The 15,944-nt window shown below is 71.9% G+C and carries 15 protein-coding genes and 1 pseudogene; 7 read left to right on the top strand and 9 right to left on the bottom strand.

Features of this window, described 5'->3' with window-relative positions:
• Positions 1-162 precede the first annotated feature (162 nt).
• On the top strand, positions 163-969 hold the full coding sequence (locus tag BGM09_RS19115) for a tat (twin-arginine translocation) pathway signal sequence (RefSeq protein ID WP_223187250.1): 807 nt from the start codon (positions 163-165) through the stop codon (positions 967-969).
• 50 nt (positions 970-1,019) lie between these two features.
• Here BGM09_RS19115 and BGM09_RS19110 read toward each other — a convergent pair whose 3' ends face one another.
• On the bottom strand, positions 1,020-2,522 hold the full coding sequence (locus BGM09_RS19110; RefSeq protein ID WP_188282848.1) for a SulP family inorganic anion transporter: 1,503 nt from the start codon (positions 2,520-2,522) through the stop codon (positions 1,020-1,022).
• A gap of 432 nt (positions 2,523-2,954) precedes the next feature.
• Here BGM09_RS19110 and BGM09_RS19105 point away from each other — a divergent pair, with 432 nt between their 5' ends.
• Genes BGM09_RS19105 through BGM09_RS19095 form a run of 3 tightly spaced genes read left to right on the top strand, consistent with a single transcriptional unit; the run spans position 2,955 to position 4,299 of the window.
• The gene (locus BGM09_RS19105) at positions 2,955-3,398 is read left to right on the top strand and encodes a MerR family transcriptional regulator (protein ID WP_188282847.1); all 444 of its coding nucleotides are present in this window, start codon (positions 2,955-2,957) and stop codon (positions 3,396-3,398) included.
• Between the two features lie 44 nt (positions 3,399-3,442).
• On the top strand, positions 3,443-3,766 hold the full coding sequence (locus tag BGM09_RS19100) for a DMT family transporter (protein ID WP_188282846.1): 324 nt from the start codon (positions 3,443-3,445) through the stop codon (positions 3,764-3,766).
• The gene (locus BGM09_RS19095; protein WP_188282845.1) at positions 3,763-4,299 is read left to right on the top strand and encodes a TetR/AcrR family transcriptional regulator; all 537 of its coding nucleotides are present in this window, start codon (positions 3,763-3,765) and stop codon (positions 4,297-4,299) included. Before BGM09_RS19100 ends, BGM09_RS19095 begins: the two co-directional genes overlap by 4 nt.
• A gap of 31 nt (positions 4,300-4,330) precedes the next feature.
• Here BGM09_RS19095 and BGM09_RS38895 read toward each other — a convergent pair whose 3' ends face one another.
• From BGM09_RS38895 to BGM09_RS19080, 3 genes and pseudogenes are all read right to left on the bottom strand, one after another.
• On the bottom strand, positions 4,331-5,113 hold the full coding sequence (locus BGM09_RS38895) for a GntR family transcriptional regulator (protein WP_317452780.1): 783 nt from the start codon (positions 5,111-5,113) through the stop codon (positions 4,331-4,333).
• An 88-nt stretch (positions 5,114-5,201) separates the two neighbouring features.
• Positions 5,202-5,501, bottom strand: a pseudogene (locus BGM09_RS37820) (FAD-dependent oxidoreductase); the annotation flags it as partial.
• A gap of 31 nt (positions 5,502-5,532) precedes the next feature.
• Positions 5,533-6,732 (bottom strand): MFS transporter, encoded by a 1,200-nt coding sequence (locus BGM09_RS19080; RefSeq protein WP_188282843.1) that lies wholly within the window; start codon positions 6,730-6,732, stop codon positions 5,533-5,535.
• 56 nt (positions 6,733-6,788) lie between these two features.
• Between BGM09_RS19080 and BGM09_RS19075 the strand changes: the two genes are divergently transcribed.
• Together BGM09_RS19075 and BGM09_RS19070 are read left to right on the top strand one after the other, a co-directional pair.
• Positions 6,789-7,367: a CGNR zinc finger domain-containing protein gene (locus BGM09_RS19075; RefSeq protein WP_223187249.1), complete on the top strand. Its 579-nt coding sequence runs from the start codon at positions 6,789-6,791 to the stop codon at positions 7,365-7,367.
• 6 nt (positions 7,368-7,373) lie between these two features.
• Complete coding sequence (locus tag BGM09_RS19070; protein ID WP_188282876.1) at positions 7,374-7,643, top strand: hypothetical protein; 270 nt, start codon at positions 7,374-7,376, stop codon at positions 7,641-7,643.
• Here the strand turns inward: BGM09_RS19070 and BGM09_RS19065 are convergent.
• From BGM09_RS19065 to BGM09_RS19045, 5 genes are all read right to left on the bottom strand, one after another.
• Positions 7,623-8,564: an isocitrate lyase/phosphoenolpyruvate mutase family protein gene (locus tag BGM09_RS19065; RefSeq protein ID WP_188282841.1), complete on the bottom strand. Its 942-nt coding sequence runs from the start codon at positions 8,562-8,564 to the stop codon at positions 7,623-7,625. The two genes, BGM09_RS19070 and BGM09_RS19065, sit on opposite strands and share 21 nt — an antisense overlap.
• A gap of 198 nt (positions 8,565-8,762) precedes the next feature.
• Entirely contained in the window at positions 8,763-9,680 is a 918-nt protein-coding gene (locus tag BGM09_RS19060) for a carbohydrate ABC transporter permease (RefSeq protein WP_188282840.1), read from the bottom strand.
• Positions 9,677-10,894, bottom strand: a complete 1,218-nt coding sequence (locus tag BGM09_RS19055) for a carbohydrate ABC transporter permease (protein WP_223187248.1) — start codon at positions 10,892-10,894, stop codon at positions 9,677-9,679. Before BGM09_RS19055 ends, BGM09_RS19060 begins: the two co-directional genes overlap by 4 nt.
• Before the next feature lie 49 nt (positions 10,895-10,943).
• The gene (locus BGM09_RS19050; protein ID WP_188282839.1) at positions 10,944-12,185 is read right to left on the bottom strand and encodes an extracellular solute-binding protein; all 1,242 of its coding nucleotides are present in this window, start codon (positions 12,183-12,185) and stop codon (positions 10,944-10,946) included.
• Positions 12,186-12,408: 223 nt separating this feature from the next.
• A complete protein-coding gene (locus tag BGM09_RS19045) occupies positions 12,409-13,494 on the bottom strand; it encodes a LacI family DNA-binding transcriptional regulator (protein ID WP_188282838.1) in 1,086 nt (361 codons plus the stop codon).
• 164 nt (positions 13,495-13,658) lie between these two features.
• Between BGM09_RS19045 and BGM09_RS19040 the strand changes: the two genes are divergently transcribed.
• A complete protein-coding gene (locus tag BGM09_RS19040; protein WP_188282837.1) occupies positions 13,659-15,893 on the top strand; it encodes a glycogen debranching N-terminal domain-containing protein in 2,235 nt (744 codons plus the stop codon).
• Positions 15,894-15,944: the final 51 nt, after the last annotated feature.

Raw genomic sequence — 15,944 nt, 5'->3', positions numbered from 1 at the left:
CACCCCGAGTTGGAGGCTGGCCCCACAGACCGGTGGGGCGCGCTCTCGATAGCTTCCGGTTGCGGGGATCGCGCAGGAGACGCGGCTCCCGGACCTCGCGCGGAACGGCGCTCGCTCCTACTCGGGAAGATCTACATGAACAGCTTGGGACTTCTGCCCCGCTTGACTGCCACGCCGCGACGGCAGGCCGGGGCGCTGACCGCTTTGACCGGGGCGCTTCTGGTCGCCTTCTTCATCGCGCCGAACGCGCTCGCCCGCAGCTCGGTCAACACGGGCAACGTCAGCGACACGTTCCGCCGCGGGATGGTCGCCTACTGGGGCTCGGGCAGGGCGGGCTTCCCCGGCCAACTGGACGCGACGGTGAGCTTCTGGTTCCGCTTTCACGTGGTGAAAGCCGGTGTCTCGGCGCTGCTCCTCGCCACCGTCGTTGCTCTGGGCGTCGTCCTGTGGCGCCAGGCCAGGCAGCGGACCGGCGAGCGTACCGGGCGGCTGTCCCTCGTGGTGCCCGGGGCCGTCGTCACACTCCTCGGGCTCTTCGCCCTGGTGGCGCTGGTGGCCAACGTGCAGGGCGCGACGGCGCCGTTCGCCTCGCTGCTTCCGATGCTGACCGGGGGCGGCACGGACCGCGAACTCGACGGAACCCTGACCGCCGTACGCGGGCAACTCGCCGACTATCCCGCCGGTCAGCACTCCCCCGCGCTCACCGTCATGGTCAACGACTTCGCCGTCTACCACGCCGTCCTGGCCGCCATGGCCGCCTTCGTCGCGCTCGCGACGGCGGCCGGATGCGTGCTGCTGTGGAGGCGGTCCAGGGCGTCGGCCGACGCCCGGTCGAAGCGCACGATGAGGTTCGGCGTCGCCGCCGGCGCGGCCATGACTCTCATCGTGCTCGTCATCGCCTTCGCCAACGCCAGCAGCGCCGCGCACTCGCCCCAGGCCCTGGCAGACTTCTTCGCCGGCGGGTGGTGACCCGTCCGGGGCGACCGGCGCTGAGACCGGTCGCCCCGGACCCGCGCGCGTCACGTGCTGGTGAGTTCACCGGTGAGATTGCCGTGCATCTGGGCGCTGGCCCGGTTGAGGCCGACGATCTCCACGGTCTTGCCGCGGGCGGCGTACTTGGCGGTGACCGTGTCCAGGGCCGCGACGGAGGAGGCGTCCCAGATGTGCGCGTCGGTCAGGTCGATGACGACGGTACGGGGGTCGGCGGCGTAGTCGAAGCGGGTCACCAGGTCGTTGGAGGAGGCGAAGAAGAGCTCACCGGTCACGGCGTAGACGACGCTGTCGCCGTCCGGGTCGGTGACGGCGGTGACCTCGGTGAATCGGGCGACGCGGCGGGCGAAGATCACCATGGCGGTGACCGTGCCGACGACGACGCCGATGGACAGATTGCTGGTCGCGACGACGACCGCGACGGTCACGGCCATCACCACGGTCTCCCCCACCGGCATCCGTTTGAGGGTGGCGGGCTTGATCGAGTGCCAGTCGAACGTGCCGACCGAGACCAGGACCATGACGGCCACGAGGGCGGCCATGGGGATGTCGGAGACGACCGGGCCGAGCACGATGCACAAGATGAGCAGGAAGAACCCGGCCAGAAAGGTGGACAGGCGGGTCCGCGCGCCGTTCTTGACGTTGATCATCGTCTGGCCGATCATCGCGCAGCCGCCCATACCGCCGAAGAAGCCGGTGACGATGTTGGCGACGCCCTGCCCGATGGACTCACGGGTCTTGTTGGAGTGGGTGTCGGTCATCTCGTCCACGAGCTTGGCGGTCATCAGCGACTCCATCAGCCCCACCAGCGCCATCGCCAGCGCGTAGGGGGCGATGACGGTCAGCGTGTGGACGGTGAAGGGCACGTCAGGCAGTCCTGGCACCGGCAGCGAGGAGGGCAGTTTGCCCTTGTCCCCGACGGTGGGCACCGCGATACCGGCGGCGACGGTGACCACGGTGAGAATCACGATCGAGACCAGCGGCGCGGGCACCGCCCTGGTCAGCCGGGGGAAGAACACCATCATCACCAGACCGGCCGCGACCAGCGGATAGACCTGCCAGGGCACGTCGTGGAGGTTGGGGACCTGCGCGGCGAACAGCAGAATGCCGAGCGCGTTGACGAAGCCGACCATCACCGCGCGCGGTACGAACCGCATGAGCGTGGCCACGCCGAGCGCGCCCAGCGCGATCTGGATGATCCCGGCGAGGATCACCGTGGCGATGAGGTAGCCGAGCCCGTGCTGGCGGGCCACGGGAGCGACGACGAGCGCGACCGCGCCGGTGGAGGCGGAGATCATCGCGGGCCGCCCGCCGACGAATGCGATGACCATCGCCATCGTGCAGGCGGCGAACAGGCCGACCTTGGGGTCGACGCCCGCGATGACGGAGAACGAGATCGCCTCCGGGATCAGCGCGAGTCCGACGACCAGACCGGCCAGGACCTCGACGCGGAGGACCTTCGGGGACAGCCACGGGGGCGGGGGCAGAGCGCGCAGGCGCGCGGACGGGAACGGGAAGGAGGTCGGCAACACCGGGGTGACCTGTCGTGCTCGGGCGCGGCCGGTCGGGGCAGCGCGGTCATGGGGCGCAGGGCCGGGACGGCGGTGCGCGGATCGCCCGTCGGCGCGGGCGGAAGTCAGGGAGCGCGGCCGAGCCGCACGGCAGTTGGCGCGGGCGGCTTGAGTACGCTGGTGATGTCACGGCGGGCAGCAGGCGGCGTACGGCTGTGGCATGCGCACGCTTCGTCTCTCCTGCTCGCGAAATGAGCGGGGGCGTCGTCGGCCCCGACACGGCGGTGGGCGGACACGACGGAGCCGCGCACCGTTGGGGAACGACGCATGTCGCCCTCAACAGCAGCGACTCTACCCTAACGTTAGGGTAGAGATGGGTTCAGGGCCGCACGGGACGCGGCGGTTCACCACCGGGGCGGCGTCCCGCGACGAGAAGGGGCCGAGAAGACGGTCGTGGGCAGCACACACATGCAGATCGGCGAGGTCGCCGAACGAACCGAGCTGTCCCTTCGGACGATCCGGCACTACGAGGAGGCCGGACTGGTCACCCCCTCCGCCCGGTCCCAGGGCGGCTTCCGGCTCTACACCGAGACCGACGTCGCCCGCCTCATGGTCATCCGCCGGATGAAGCCGCTCGGCTTCACCCTGGAAGAGATGCGCGACCTCCTCGACGCCACCGACCGGCTCGACGCGCCGGACCTCGCTCCGGGCGGCGAGCGCGACGCGCTCCTGGAGCGCGTCAGGGCCTACGAGCAGGCCGCCGTCCAGAAGATCCACGACCTGCGCGTCCAGTTGGCGCGCGCCGAGGACTTCGCCGCGACCCTCCGCGTACGCCTGGACCGCGCTCCGCACCTCTCCTCGCCAAGGCCCAGGCCACGCCGTGAGACCACCGAGTAGTACGTTTGTACTTGTACATCCGTACTACTCGGGAGGCGCGCGGCGTGCCCTACGTATTGCTCGGTCTGGCCATCGTGGCGGAGGTGCTGGGCACAAGCCTGCTCAAGAGCACCGAGGGGTTCACCCGGCTGTGGCCGACGGTGGTGTGTCTGGTCGCGTACGCGGGCGCGTTCGTCGCCCTGGCGGTGGCCGTGCAGAAGGGGTTGCAGGTCAGTGTGGGGTACGCCGTGTGGTCGGGGCTGGGGACGACGCTGATCGTCATCATCGGGGCGCTCTTCCTGGGTGAGCCGGTCACGGCGGTGAAGGTGCTCGGGGTCGCCCTGGTGGTCGCCGGGGTCGCGGTGCTGAACCTCAGCGGTGCGCATTGACCGGGCGGCGCGATCCCGAGGGGCGTCGGCGGCGGATCACCGAGGCCGCGTGCCAGGTCATCGCCGAGTCCGGGGTGGATGCCGTCACGCACCGCCTCGTCGCCGCGCGCGCCGGGGTGCCGCTCGGCGCGACCACGTACTACTTCGCGAGCCTGGACGACCTCACGGCCGCCGCGCTCCGCTACGCCGCCGACCTCTCGGCGCAGGAGCTGCGCGCCTGGGAGACGGCTCTCCACGACAGCGCCGACGTCCCGGCCGCGCTGGCCGAGCTGACCGCCGCGTACCTCGCCGACCGTCCCCGCGCCCTGACCGAGATGCAGCTCTACCTCGCCGCCGCGTACCGCCCCGAACTCCGCCCCGCCGCCCGCGTCTGGGCCGACGGCCTCACCGGCATCCTCACCGCTTACGCCACCCCGCGAGCCGCGCGAGCGGCCGTCACCTACCTCGACGGCGCACTCCTCCACGCCTTCACCCGCGACGAGCCCCTGAGCACGGCTTCGCTGTCGGCGACCCTCGCCGTCCTGCTCGGCTAGGGCGTGTCCGACGGATCATGGGCGGAAGGGGTCAGGCTTCGGTGTGACCGGACCACCGGCCGAGGACGTGGCCGATGTGGCGGACCATGAGGTCTTCGCACTCGTCGGCGGAGCCCGCTTCGAGGAGGTCGAGCATCTCCAGGTGTTCGCGGGCGGATGCCTGGAGTTCTTCGGTGGCGACCAGGTCGGCGAGGCCGGTGAGGCCGGTGAGGCCGGTCTGGGCGCGGAGGTCGGCGACGATGTCGTGCAGGCGCGTGTTGCCTGCGAGCTTGAGCAGGGTGAGGTGGAAGGTCGTGTCGGCCTGGAGATAGTGGGCGAGGTCGGCGTCGCGGGCGCCGCGCTCGATCTCCTCGGCGAGGCCGCGCAGGTGGGCCAGGTCGGTGGGGGTGAGCCGGCCTGACAGGCGGCGGACCGCCGGGGCTTCGAGAAGTTGGCGGACATCGATGATCGCGCGCAGATCGTCCTCGCTCACGGCCGTGACGCGGAAGCCCTTGTTGCGCAGGATGTCGACCATGCCGCGCTTGGCGAGGTTGAGCATGGCCTCACGGACCGGGGTGGCCGAGACGCCGAAGCGGGCGGCGAGGGTCGGCGCGGAGAACACCTCGCCCGCGGGCATCTGACCGGAGACGATGGCCGCTCCACGGCGCTCGCGCGAGGAGCCGATGAGTACGGTCCCGGCCGCCGTCGACTCGACGACGCTGGGCGCCTGGAGGGCCGCGACCTCGGCGGACCAGGGTCCGGCGGCCACGGCCGTGTGCTCGGCGTCGAAGCGTCCGGCCGTGGTCGCCACACCGACGAGCCGTCCACGGTCCACGACACCGCCGAGAACGGTGACGCCCGTCGTACCCGTGCGCCGTGCCGACGGGCCGAGGCGAGCAGCGCGTCTGCCCCCGCGCGCGCGTCGTCGCGACCACCAGGCCGCCCTTCACCTCGAACTCGAGGTCGGGGAAGCCGGGCCCCAGCTCCTCCCCCAGTTCGGCGGCGAGTCCGGTCCAGAGGGGGCCGGACAGCACCGCGAGGTCGAGTTCGGCGCCGGGGCCCTTGTCGGAGACCAGGATGTTGCCCTCTCCGCTGGACGACGTCCATCCGGCGGACGCACCGCGGTCCAGGACGGTCACCCGGAAGCCGCCCATGGCCAACTTCGGGGCCACGGCGGCCCCGACGATGACGGCCCCCACGACTACGACGTCCGCACTCCGCATTTCAGTAACACGTGTCATTGATCGACGTGGTTCAGGGCAATACGCGCAGGCCACCAGGTGCGCGGTCCGGCGGGGGGATCGCGAAGAAGGCCAGGGCGGCCAGCAGCGCCGTCATCGCGGCGAGGGCCAGCGAGCAGGAGAGGGACCGGCTCGCCAGTGGTCCGGCGGTGGCCGCCCCCAGGGCGAAGGCGGTGATCTTCAGGCTGGCGCCGGTGGTGATGATCTGGCCTCGCAGGCGCGCGGGGGCCTCGCGGTGGCGGACGGCGAACAGGGCGGCGAGTTGGGGGCCTTCGCCGATTCCCGCCAGGAGGAAGGCCGCCACGAGCGCGGCCGGGTGGCCCCATACGGCCAGGGTCCAGGCGGCGGACTGGACGAGGGCCCCGGCCCAGATGATCGCGTCGGGGGCCGCCGCACGCGGAAAGCGGGCGAGCGCGGTCGTGGCCAGCAGGGCGGAGACCGCCGCGCAGGAGAGCAGGAGGGCGCCGCGGCCGGCGCCGCCCAGGGCCCGCTCGCCCAGGAGCGGGAGGCACGCGGCCACCATGCCTTGGGCGACGCAGGAGACCACCGAGGCGAGGGTCGCGCGGGCCAGTGCGGGTCGGCCGAGGATGACCCGGGTTCCGGCGGCGAGGTCGTGGAGCACGGATGCGGCCCGGACACCACGCGCCGGACTCGGGCGGCCGGGCAGCGTCCACGCGGCGGGGAGCGCCAGGGCGATGAGCGTGAGGGAGACGACCACGGCCGTCGAGGCGCCGAGCGCCACCGCCACACCGCCCGCGAGAGCCGGACCGGCCAGGCTCGCGGCGCTGAAGGTCATGGCGTCGAGGGCGTTCGCGCGGGGCAGGTGGTCGCCCGTTGCCACGCGCGGGAGTTGGGCCGTCCATCCGCCGGACAGGGCGGGTCCCAGCAGTCCGGTCGCCACGGCGATCACGATGGTGACGGGGAACGGCAGGCGGCCGAGCCCCGCGAGGATCACGCCGAGCCCGGCCGCGTAGAGGACGAGGGCCCAGGCGAGCAGGCGCCCCGGTCGTACGGCTGCGTCGAGGAGCGCTCCGAGCAGCGGCCCGCCGATCGCGGCGGAGACCGTGATGCTCGCGAGCAGCGAGGACGCGGCGGTGGTCGAACCGGCCAGGGCGAAGCCCGCCAGCATCAGCGCCGGTCCTGACATCTCGTCGCCGGTACGGGCGGCGACCGCTCCGGCGAGATAGCGGCGGAGCGCGTAACGGTTTCTCATCCCCAGAACGTTATGCAGGTAACTCAAATGTCGGCAAGATGCGTTACATTCGGCAGATGTCCTCCCACAGCGACGACTGGTCCACCCGGCACTCGGTGCTGGCCACCGCGCGGCGAACGGCCGCCCTGCTCAACGTCCTTGCCGAGGAGCGCCCCGACCCGGCCGGGGTCGCCGACACGCTCCGCGCCTACGGTGAGGCGGAGCCGATCGACCTGACCGCCGGCGACGTCGCAGCCCTGCGCGCGGCTGCCGCCCTGCTGCGGCCTGCCTTCGCCGCCGAGGACGCCGACGCCGCCGCGGCCGTCCTCAACCGCCTGCTCAAGGACCACACGGGACCGCTGCGCCTGTCCTCGCACGGCGACAGCACGCCGTGGCATCCGCACCTCGACCACGACGACGAAGCACCCTGGGACGAATGGCTCCTCGCCTCGTCGTGCATGGCCCTGACCGTCCTCGTCTGGGACCGCGAGCGCCCGCCCGGCGGGACCTGCGCCTCCCCCAGTTGCCGGAACGTCTTCCTCGCGCAGGGCAGCGGTCCCGAACGCCGCTACTGCTCCCGCCGATGTGCGACCCGCGAACGTGTCGCGGCCCATCGGCGCCTCCACGCCACCGGACAGCCGGGCGACGTCACCTAGGGCGACGTGGGCGTCGACCGGCGGAACGTCCGCGCGCTCCGGGGCGGGAGGACCGGGTCCGGGCGGGCGTCGCCCCATCTCGCCGCACATCGCGGGGAGTTGCTCGCCGAGGAGGCGACGGGGGTCGCCGAGGTCTCAGTGACCGGTCCGCTGGACCAGTTGGCGCACGAACTGGCCGATGTCGTCAGCCCTGCCGACTGGCGCCCCGGCAACGCCGACTCGCCCGTACCGGCCGGGCAGGTCAACCTCTACGCCCTACTCGCCCGGGTCTCCTAGCCGCTGGACCTCGGCGTACGAGGGGGCGGTGAGATCCGTCGGACGCCCGTCCCGGACGGCCGTCGCGGTGGAGACCGCCGAGGCCAGGGCTCCTCGGTAGAGGAGGGAGCCGAGGCTGACCCTGCGTACGCCCATCGCGGCCAGTTCGGCGAGGGGCGGTCCGCTCGGCGCGTACAGGATGTTCAGCGGTACGACGAGGAACGACGTCAGGGCGGTGATCTCGTCCGGGTCCGACAGTCCGGGGACGAACACCCCGTCCGCACCGGCCCGTTCGTAGACCGCGAGGCGGGTCGAGGTCGTGTCCTGCTCGCGGCCGAGCCAGTGGGTGTCGGTGCGTGCGTTCACGAACAGCGCCGGTACGGCGGACTTGACGGCGGCGATCTTCGCGGCGTGCAGGGCGACGGGGGCGAGCGTGCCGTCGGCGCGGCCGTCTTCGAGATTGATTCCGGCAGCGCCCGCCGCGTACAACTGCTCGGCCAGTGCGACGACTTCGGCCACGTCGTCGCTGAAGCCGCCTTCGGCGTCGACGGTGAACAGGAAAGAGCCGTGGCCGAGTCGGCGGGCCAGCGCCACGGTCGCGTCCGCGGTGGCGGCGGCGCCGTCCGGCAGACCGAGGGCTGCGGCCACGCCCAGGCTGGTGGTGCCGATGGCGGGAAATCCGCCTGCCGCCAGGGCGGCGGCGCTGGCGTAGTCCCAGGCGTTGGGCAGCAGCAGCGGGGCGGCCTGGTGGTGCAGGCGGGCGAAGGGGGTGAGCGCGTGGGCGCGGCCGGGGCAGACGCGGACGGCGGCGGACCGCAGCCACGCCACGCTCGCCCCGGCGGGACCGACATCCCCGGTCGGCGGTTCCGGTACGAGCGCCTGGTCGGCGAGCGCCGCCCGTACGTCCGCCCAGCGGTCGAACTCACGCCTCTGATGCCTCATGGCCTCGACGCTACGACCGGAACGTTTCGGCGCCGGCCGAAGCGTCCCCGCCATGCCGGGGCGCCCGCGACGGCCTGACGCGAACGCCGGCACACCACACCCGGCGGGCGCCCTGTCAGGTGGGCGCCCGCCGGGGGGATTGAGGGGCCCGGAGGCCGTGGGCGGGGTGCGGGGTGCGGGGTGCGGGTCGGGAAGCTGCTACTCCTTGACCGCGCCCGAATTCGCGCTGCGGACGAAGTGCCGTTGGAAGACGAAGAACAGCAGCGCGACCGGGATCGTCGACAGCAGGGCCGCGGTGAGCTTCAGCGGATACTGCGTACCCGCGCTGAGGCCGCCGGAGACCAGGTGGGCCAGGCCCGTGGTGAGGGTCTCGTACTGCGGGGACTGGGTGGCGACGAGGAAGTGGGTGAACTCGTTCCAGGAGCCCTGGAAGGACAGGATGGTCAGGGTGATCAGCGCGGGCCTGGCCATCGGGAGGACGACGGACCAGAAGGTGCGGAAGACGCCCGCGCCGTCGATCCGCGCCGCTTCCTCCACCTCCTTGGGCACCGACACGAAGAACTGCCGCATGATGAACACCCCGGCCGCGTCGACCAGCAGCGGCACGATCATGCCGGCGTAGCTGTCGAACATCCCGAGCTGGTTGAGCACCAGGAACTTCGGGATGAGCAGGACCACGCCGGGCACCGACATGATCGTCAGCAGCCCGTTGAACAGGAGATTGCGGCCCCGGAAGTCCAGCCGGGCCAGGGCGTATCCGGCGAGCGAGTCGAAGAAGACGCGTCCGGCGGTGATGAAGACCGTGACCACGATCGAATTCGCCAGCCAGCGGGTGAACGGCACCGCGTCGCCGCTGCCGCCGAGGCCGAACAGACGCCGGTAGGTTTCCAGCGAGAACGGGTTCGGCAGCAGCGACAGCGGATGGGCCGCCGCGTCCGGGTCCGTCTTGAGCGAGGTCGCGATCTGTACGAAGAACGGCAGGACGTACAGCAGGCCCATGCCGATCAGCAGCCCGTACACCACGATCCGCAGCACCCGGCTGCCGGACGACTGGCGGCCCGGACGGCCTCCTCCGGACCGGCCGGAGGCGCGTCGTTCCATCGTCCCGGCGCTCATGACGTCCTCCCTCGCACCAGCCGCGCCCGCAGGCGGCTGAATCGTGTGACCGCGTCGCGGTCGCGCAGCAGGACGCGCTGCACCAGCGTCATCACCAAGATGATCGCCAGCAGCAGGAAGGCGATGGCCGCCGCGCGCCCGTAGTCGGCGTCCTGGAATCCCGCGGTGTACGACAGGTAGGCGGGTGTGAGCGTCGTGTTGGCGGGTGCGCCCTGGCTCATCACGTACACCGCGTCGAAGACCTGCCAGGTGCCGATCAGTCCGAGGGTGACGACGAGGAAGAGCACCGGGCGCAGCGCGGGCAGCGTCACGTTGCGGAACGACTGCCAGCGGTTGGCGCCGTCGAGCAGCGCGGCCTCCTCCAGCTCCGCGGGTACGTCCTGGAGCGCGGCGAGGAAGATCAGCATGTATGTGCCCGAGCTGGTCCAGATCGCCAGGATGATGATGGTGCACATCGCGATGGAGGGTCCGGCCAGCCAGTCCCACCAGGACAGTCCGAGGAATCCGTGCGCGGCGAGCACGGGCACGGGCTTGTCCGGGTCGACGATGCCGAGGCCGCCGAGCGCGGTCCACACCAGGCCGTGCGCGTCGGTGAACCACTTCGGTCCGGTGATGCCCACCCACTTCAGCAGCGCGTTGACCGCGCCGCTGCCCTGGAAGAGGAAGAGGAACACCGTGGATATGGCGATCGAGCTGGTCACGGACGGGAAGTAGAAGACCGTGCGGAACAGGCTCTTGCCCTTGACGCGGCGGCTGTTGACCGCCACGGCCAAGGCCAGGGCCAGGGCCGTCTGGACGGGGACGACCAGCAGGACGTAGTACAGATTGTTGCGGATCGACGTCATGAAGAGCTGTCGGTCCTGACCCGGCCGGGTCAGCAGATCGGAGTAGTTGCGCACCCCGACGAAGTCGGCGGCGCCGCTGAAGGGGTTCGACTGCCCGTTCCAGTGCAGCAGGCTGACCCACAGCGCCATGCCGATGGGCAGGAGCAGGAAGAGGCCGAGCACGACCACCATCGGGCTGACGAACAGCCAGCCCCACAGGCCCTGATGCCCCTTGATCGCCCGGTCGCGGCGCCCGCCGCCGAAGCGGGGACCGCGGCGCGTACCGGCGCCCGCCGTCCCGCCGCCGCGGGCGCTCCGTGTGCCCGTGCCTCCCGGCGGGGCTCCCGACCCCGCCGGTACGGCGACGGCGCCGCTGCCGTGCTGGCTCATCTCTTTCTCCTCCTGCTCCTGCCCCCGCGGTGCTGCCCGGCCGGTACGGTCAGTTGTCGCTCGTGAGCACCTGGTCGCCGTTGGTCTGGAGGCTGGACAGGATCTTCTTCGGATCGCCGGTGGCGAGCCCGGACAGGTCGGTGTCGAACTGGGCCAGGACCTTGGTGAAGCCCGGGACGGTCACCGGACCCTGCGCGTACGCGGTGCCGTCCGCGAACGCCACGCTCGCCGGGTGCTTCTCCTTGAACGTCGCCAGCGCGCTGTCGCGCGAGGGCAGCACACCGATGGCGTCGGCGAAGGACAACTGCTGGTCGACGGTGGTGAACGCCTTCACCAGGTCGACGGCGGCGTCGTGGTGGGCGCTCTTGTTGGCCACGCCCCAGCAGTTGCTGAAGGACAGCGTGCCCTTGCCCTTGGGACCCTCGGGCAGCGGGACGACCTTGTAGCCGACCTTCGGGTAGTCCGCGGTCATCGCGCCGGTCAGCCAGTTGCCCTCGATGGTCATCGCGGCCTTCTGGGTGCCCAGTGCCTCACCGCCCCAGCCGGCGTCGACCTGCTTGGGGAACTTCATCACGCCGTCGTTGAGCAGCTTCTTCACATACGTCAGCGCCTCGACGTTCGCGGGGCTGTCCGCGGTGACCTTGCTCTGGTCGGCGTTGGTGACCCAGCCGCCGGCCTGCTTCATGAAGGGGCCGAGCTGGTTGTACGAGGCGTTCACGACCAGACCGGTGGTCTTCTTCGTCGTGAGCTTCTTGGCGACCTTCTCCAGGTCGTCCCACGTCGTGGGGTAGTCCGCGTCGGTGAGCCCGGCGTCCTTCCACATGGCCGTGTTGACCGCGAGCGCCAGCGTGGAGCTGTCCTTGGGCGCGCAGACGAACTTGTTGTCGTAGGTGAAGGACGCGCGCAGCGCGCTGTTGAAGTCGTCCTTGTCGGAGAGCTGGTCACCGTAGGCGTACAGCGAGTTGCCCTTGGCGTAGTTGGCGAAGACGCTGGAGCCGACGTAGAAGACGTCCGGCGGCTTGCCGCCCGCCAGCGCCTGGCCGAGCTGCTGGTCGAGGTTCTGGGCGGCGATCACCGAGACGGTGTTGCCGGTCTTCTTCGCCCACGCGGTGGCGGCCTGCTTCACGGCGTTGGTCTCGTTGTCGCCCGAGGAGCCGATCATCACCGTGAGGCTCTGCTTGCCGCCCGAGTCCTGCTTGCCGCTGCTGTCGCTGCCGAAGTTGGACGAACACCCGGCGACCAAGAACACCCCGCACACGGCGGTGGCGGTCGCGGCTCTGCGTACTGTCATCGTTTCTCTCCAGGACTGTCCGGATCATCCGGAACCTACGGAACTCCGCGAGCCGGGCGATGAGGGCGCCCGATGGCGGCGGGCCTGCGTGGCCGTGCCGCTTTGTCGCTTTGTAGCTTTATGGCGTGACAGACGTGTCCGGTCTGTCAGGTCGGGACCGTGGGGCGCGGTCCATGTCACCCCACGGTCCTTCAACCCTTCGGACCAGGCGGTCCGTCGGGAGTCAGGGGGCGGGCGGCCGGTCGTCGGGCGACCGCGCGGCGGACGGTCCCGCCGCGGAGCTCTCCCGGACGACCAGCTCCGGCGTCAGCAGCACATGCTCGGGATCGGCCTCCGGGGCGCCGATCCTCGCCATGAGCAGCCGGGTGCAGACCCGGCCGACCTCCTCCAGCGGCTGACGGACGCTGCTGAGGCCAGGGCTGAGCAGACCGGCCGCCGGGGAGTCGTCGAAGCCGACCACCGCCACGTCCCGGCCGGGGGTCCGGCCGCTGTCCCGCAGCGCCCGGTAGCAGCCCAGTGCCAGGGTGTCGCTGGCCGTGACGACCGCGGTCACGCGGGGCAGGACCCGCGCCACCGCGTCCCGCGCCGTGTTCACGTCACCCACCGAGGAGACCCGCAGGTCACGTACCGGCAGGTCGTGGCGTCGCATCGCCTCTCGCCAGCCCGTGGCCCGGTCGTCACCGACGCCCGAGCCGCGCGGCCAGCCGAGGAAGGCGATCCGGGTGTGTCCGGCGGCCACGAGCTGGTCGACGGCCGCCGACGTACCGGACGCGCCGTCCACGTCGACCCAGTCGCCGGTGTCACGCGCCGACCAGGACCGGCCGAACGCCACGAAGGGTACGCCACGTTTGTGCAGCCACGCCGGGCGCCGGTCGCCGCGGTGGGTGTTGCTCAGCACGAACGCGTCGACCGAGTGGTCGCGCAGCAGCGCGTCGTAGCGGTCGACCTCGTCGTCCGCGCCGGACCGCGCCGCGAACAGCAGCACACGGTACCCCGCCGTGTCCGCGGAGTCCGACAGCGCGTGCAGGAAGTCGTCGAGCACGGGGGTGGACTCCCCCGCGAACGTCGGCTGGATGGCATAGCCGATCAGCCGGCTGGACCGGGTGCGCAGCGAGCGGGCGGCCTGATGCGGCCGGTAGTCCAGCTCACTGATCGCCTCACGGACCCGCTCCAGCGTGCGGGGTGCCAGCAGGTCGGGCGAGTTCAGCGCGTTGGACACGGTCTGTACGGACACCCCAGCGCGCTGGGCGACCAGAGCCAGGGTCACCGGCTTGTTGTTGCGCCCGCCTGAGCTGGTCGTACGCGGCACCACGGCCTCCGTTGTCCATGCGCCGCACCACTCGAAATGCGGCGCTGCATCTTCGATGGATCGATAAAACTCCCTTTCACTGCTGGTTGGCAAGGGTTAGAGTGAATTTTGATCGATCCAAATTCTGAGCACCATCTCGGTCCACCGACGAGAGGCACCACCCTGTGAACACGGCCGTCCAAGGGCACAGCACCGCGAACCCGTCTCCCACGGACGTCGTCACCGAGGGCTTGCAGCCCTTCCTGCACGACGCCTGCACCACGCTCTACGCGCCCAGCCTGGTGCTGTCCCGACCAGGCGGGGACATCTCCGCCGGTGCGGACGGCTTCTTCCACGGCGACCGCCGGGTGCTGTCGAGCCTGGCGGTCCGGGTCGAGGGCGTCCCCCTGATCCCGGTCGGCCACACCCTCGGCCCCGCCGACAGGACCGCCTTCCGCGCGATCCTGCGCGGTGTCGGGGAACACACCGCCGACCCCGCCGTCACGCTGCGCCGGGTCCGATCGGTGGCGCCGGGCACGCTCCGCGAGGAGCTGGAGATCGTCAACGCGGGGCTGCGGCGGATCCGTCTCGACGTGGTGGTCGCCGCGGGCACGGATCTGGCCCGGATGACCGACGTCAAGTCCGGGCGCACGGTCGCCGCGCTCCCCGCGAGGGCCGAGGACACCGGGCTGACCTGGGGCGACGACGAGCTGACCGTACGGCTGCGGCCGGTGTCGGTGGCCGTGACCGCAGCCGGTGCCGGAGTCGGTGCCGGTACGGCGTCGGGCTCGGCGTCCGGCCGCGCGCCGATGCCGGGACAGGTCTCCGGCAACGGTTCCGGACCACGCGAGCCGCTGGTCGACGCCGACAGCGGTGAGCTGCGTTACACCGTGGAACTGCCGTCGGGCGGCACCTGGCGGGCGACGGTCGAGTGCGGTGTCAGCGACGCGGAGCCGGACCAGTTCCCGGCCGTCGCGCGGGACGCCGTACCGTGGTCGCCCACCGAACTGCACAGCGCCGACGGCCGGCTGGACCGGCTGCTGGCCCGGTCGGTGGGCGATCTGGAGCGGCTGCTCCTGTCGGACCCGCTGCATCCCGAGGACCGTTTCCTGGCCGCCGGGTCGCCGTGGTTCCTGACGCTGTTCGGCCGGGACTCGCTGTGGGCGGCGCGGATGCTGCTGCCGCTGGGCACGGACCTGGCCGCGGGGACGCTGCGCACGCTGGCCCGCCGCCAGGGCGCCGTCACCGATCCCCGTACCGAGGAGCAGCCCGGCAAGATCCTGCACGAGGTGCGCCGCGAGGCCCTCCACCTGGCCGAGGGCGCGAAGCTCCCGCCGGTGTACTTCGGTACCGTGGACGCCACCCCGCTGTGGGTGATCCTGCTGCACGACGCGTGGCGCTGGGGGCTCGACCCGCGGCAGGTGCGCGAGCTGCTGCCGCACGCCGAGGCCGCCCTGGAGTGGCTGGCCACGTACGGCGACGCGGACGGCGACGGGCTGCTGGAGTACATCGACACCACCGGCACCGGGCTCGCCAACCAGGGCTGGAAGGACTCCGGCGACTCGATCCGCTGGCGCGACGGCCGGCTCGCCGAGGCGCCGATCGCGCTCTGCGAGGTCCAGGCATACGGCTACGAGGCGGCGATGGCGGGCGCGGCGCTGCTGCGGGCCTTCGACCGGCCGGGCACCGAGCGCTGGGAGCAGTGGGCGGACCGGCTGCGCGGCCGGTTCCGGGAGAGCTTCTGGGTGGAGGACGAGCAGGGCCGCTACCCGGCCGTCGCGCTCGACGCCGACAAGCGTCCGGTGGACGCCGTGACCTCCGGCTTCGGGCACCTGCTGGGCACGGGGCTGCTGGATCCGCAGGAGAGCGCCCTGCTGGCCGCCCGGATCGCCGGACCCGAGCTGGACTGCGGCTTCGGGCTGCGCACCCTGAGTACGGACTCCACCGGTTTCAACCCGTTCGGCTACCACATCGGCTCGGTCTGGCCGCACGACACCGCCATCGCGGTGCACGGCCTGGTGCGCGCCGGATTCCCCCGCGAGGCCGCCAAACTGGCCGAGGGTCTGATCGCCGCGTCCGCCGGTTTCGACGGACGGCTGCCGGAGCTCTTCGCCGGGCACGGCTCCGAGCTGGACAGCGCGCCCGCCCCGTATCCGGCGGCCTGCCGTCCGCAGGCGTGGTCGGCGGCCTCCGCCGTCCTGCTCGTCCAGGCCGCGCTCGGGCTCGAGGCCGATGTGCCCGGCGGGTCGCTGCGGCTGTCCCCGCTCGCGGCGGGCCGTCTCGGCCCCCTGACCATGAGCGGTCTGCGGGTCGGCGAACAGCCGCTGGCCGTACGGCTCGACGCGGACGGCAGGGCAGGGGTCGACGCTCCTGACACCCTGACGGTGGAGGGCGCGGACCGCTTCGGCGCGGCGACCTGAGCGCCGCCGCGCCCGCGGTGACCCACGGCTAGCCGTGAGCAGTCGCGCTTC

The sequence above is a fragment of the Streptomyces sp. CBMA29 genome, from assembly GCF_014596445.1.
Classification (GTDB): Bacteria; Actinomycetota; Actinomycetes; order Streptomycetales; family Streptomycetaceae; genus Actinacidiphila.
The sequence above is the reverse complement of the archived record's forward strand: the minus strand, read 5'-3'. Positions and strand labels throughout refer to the sequence as shown.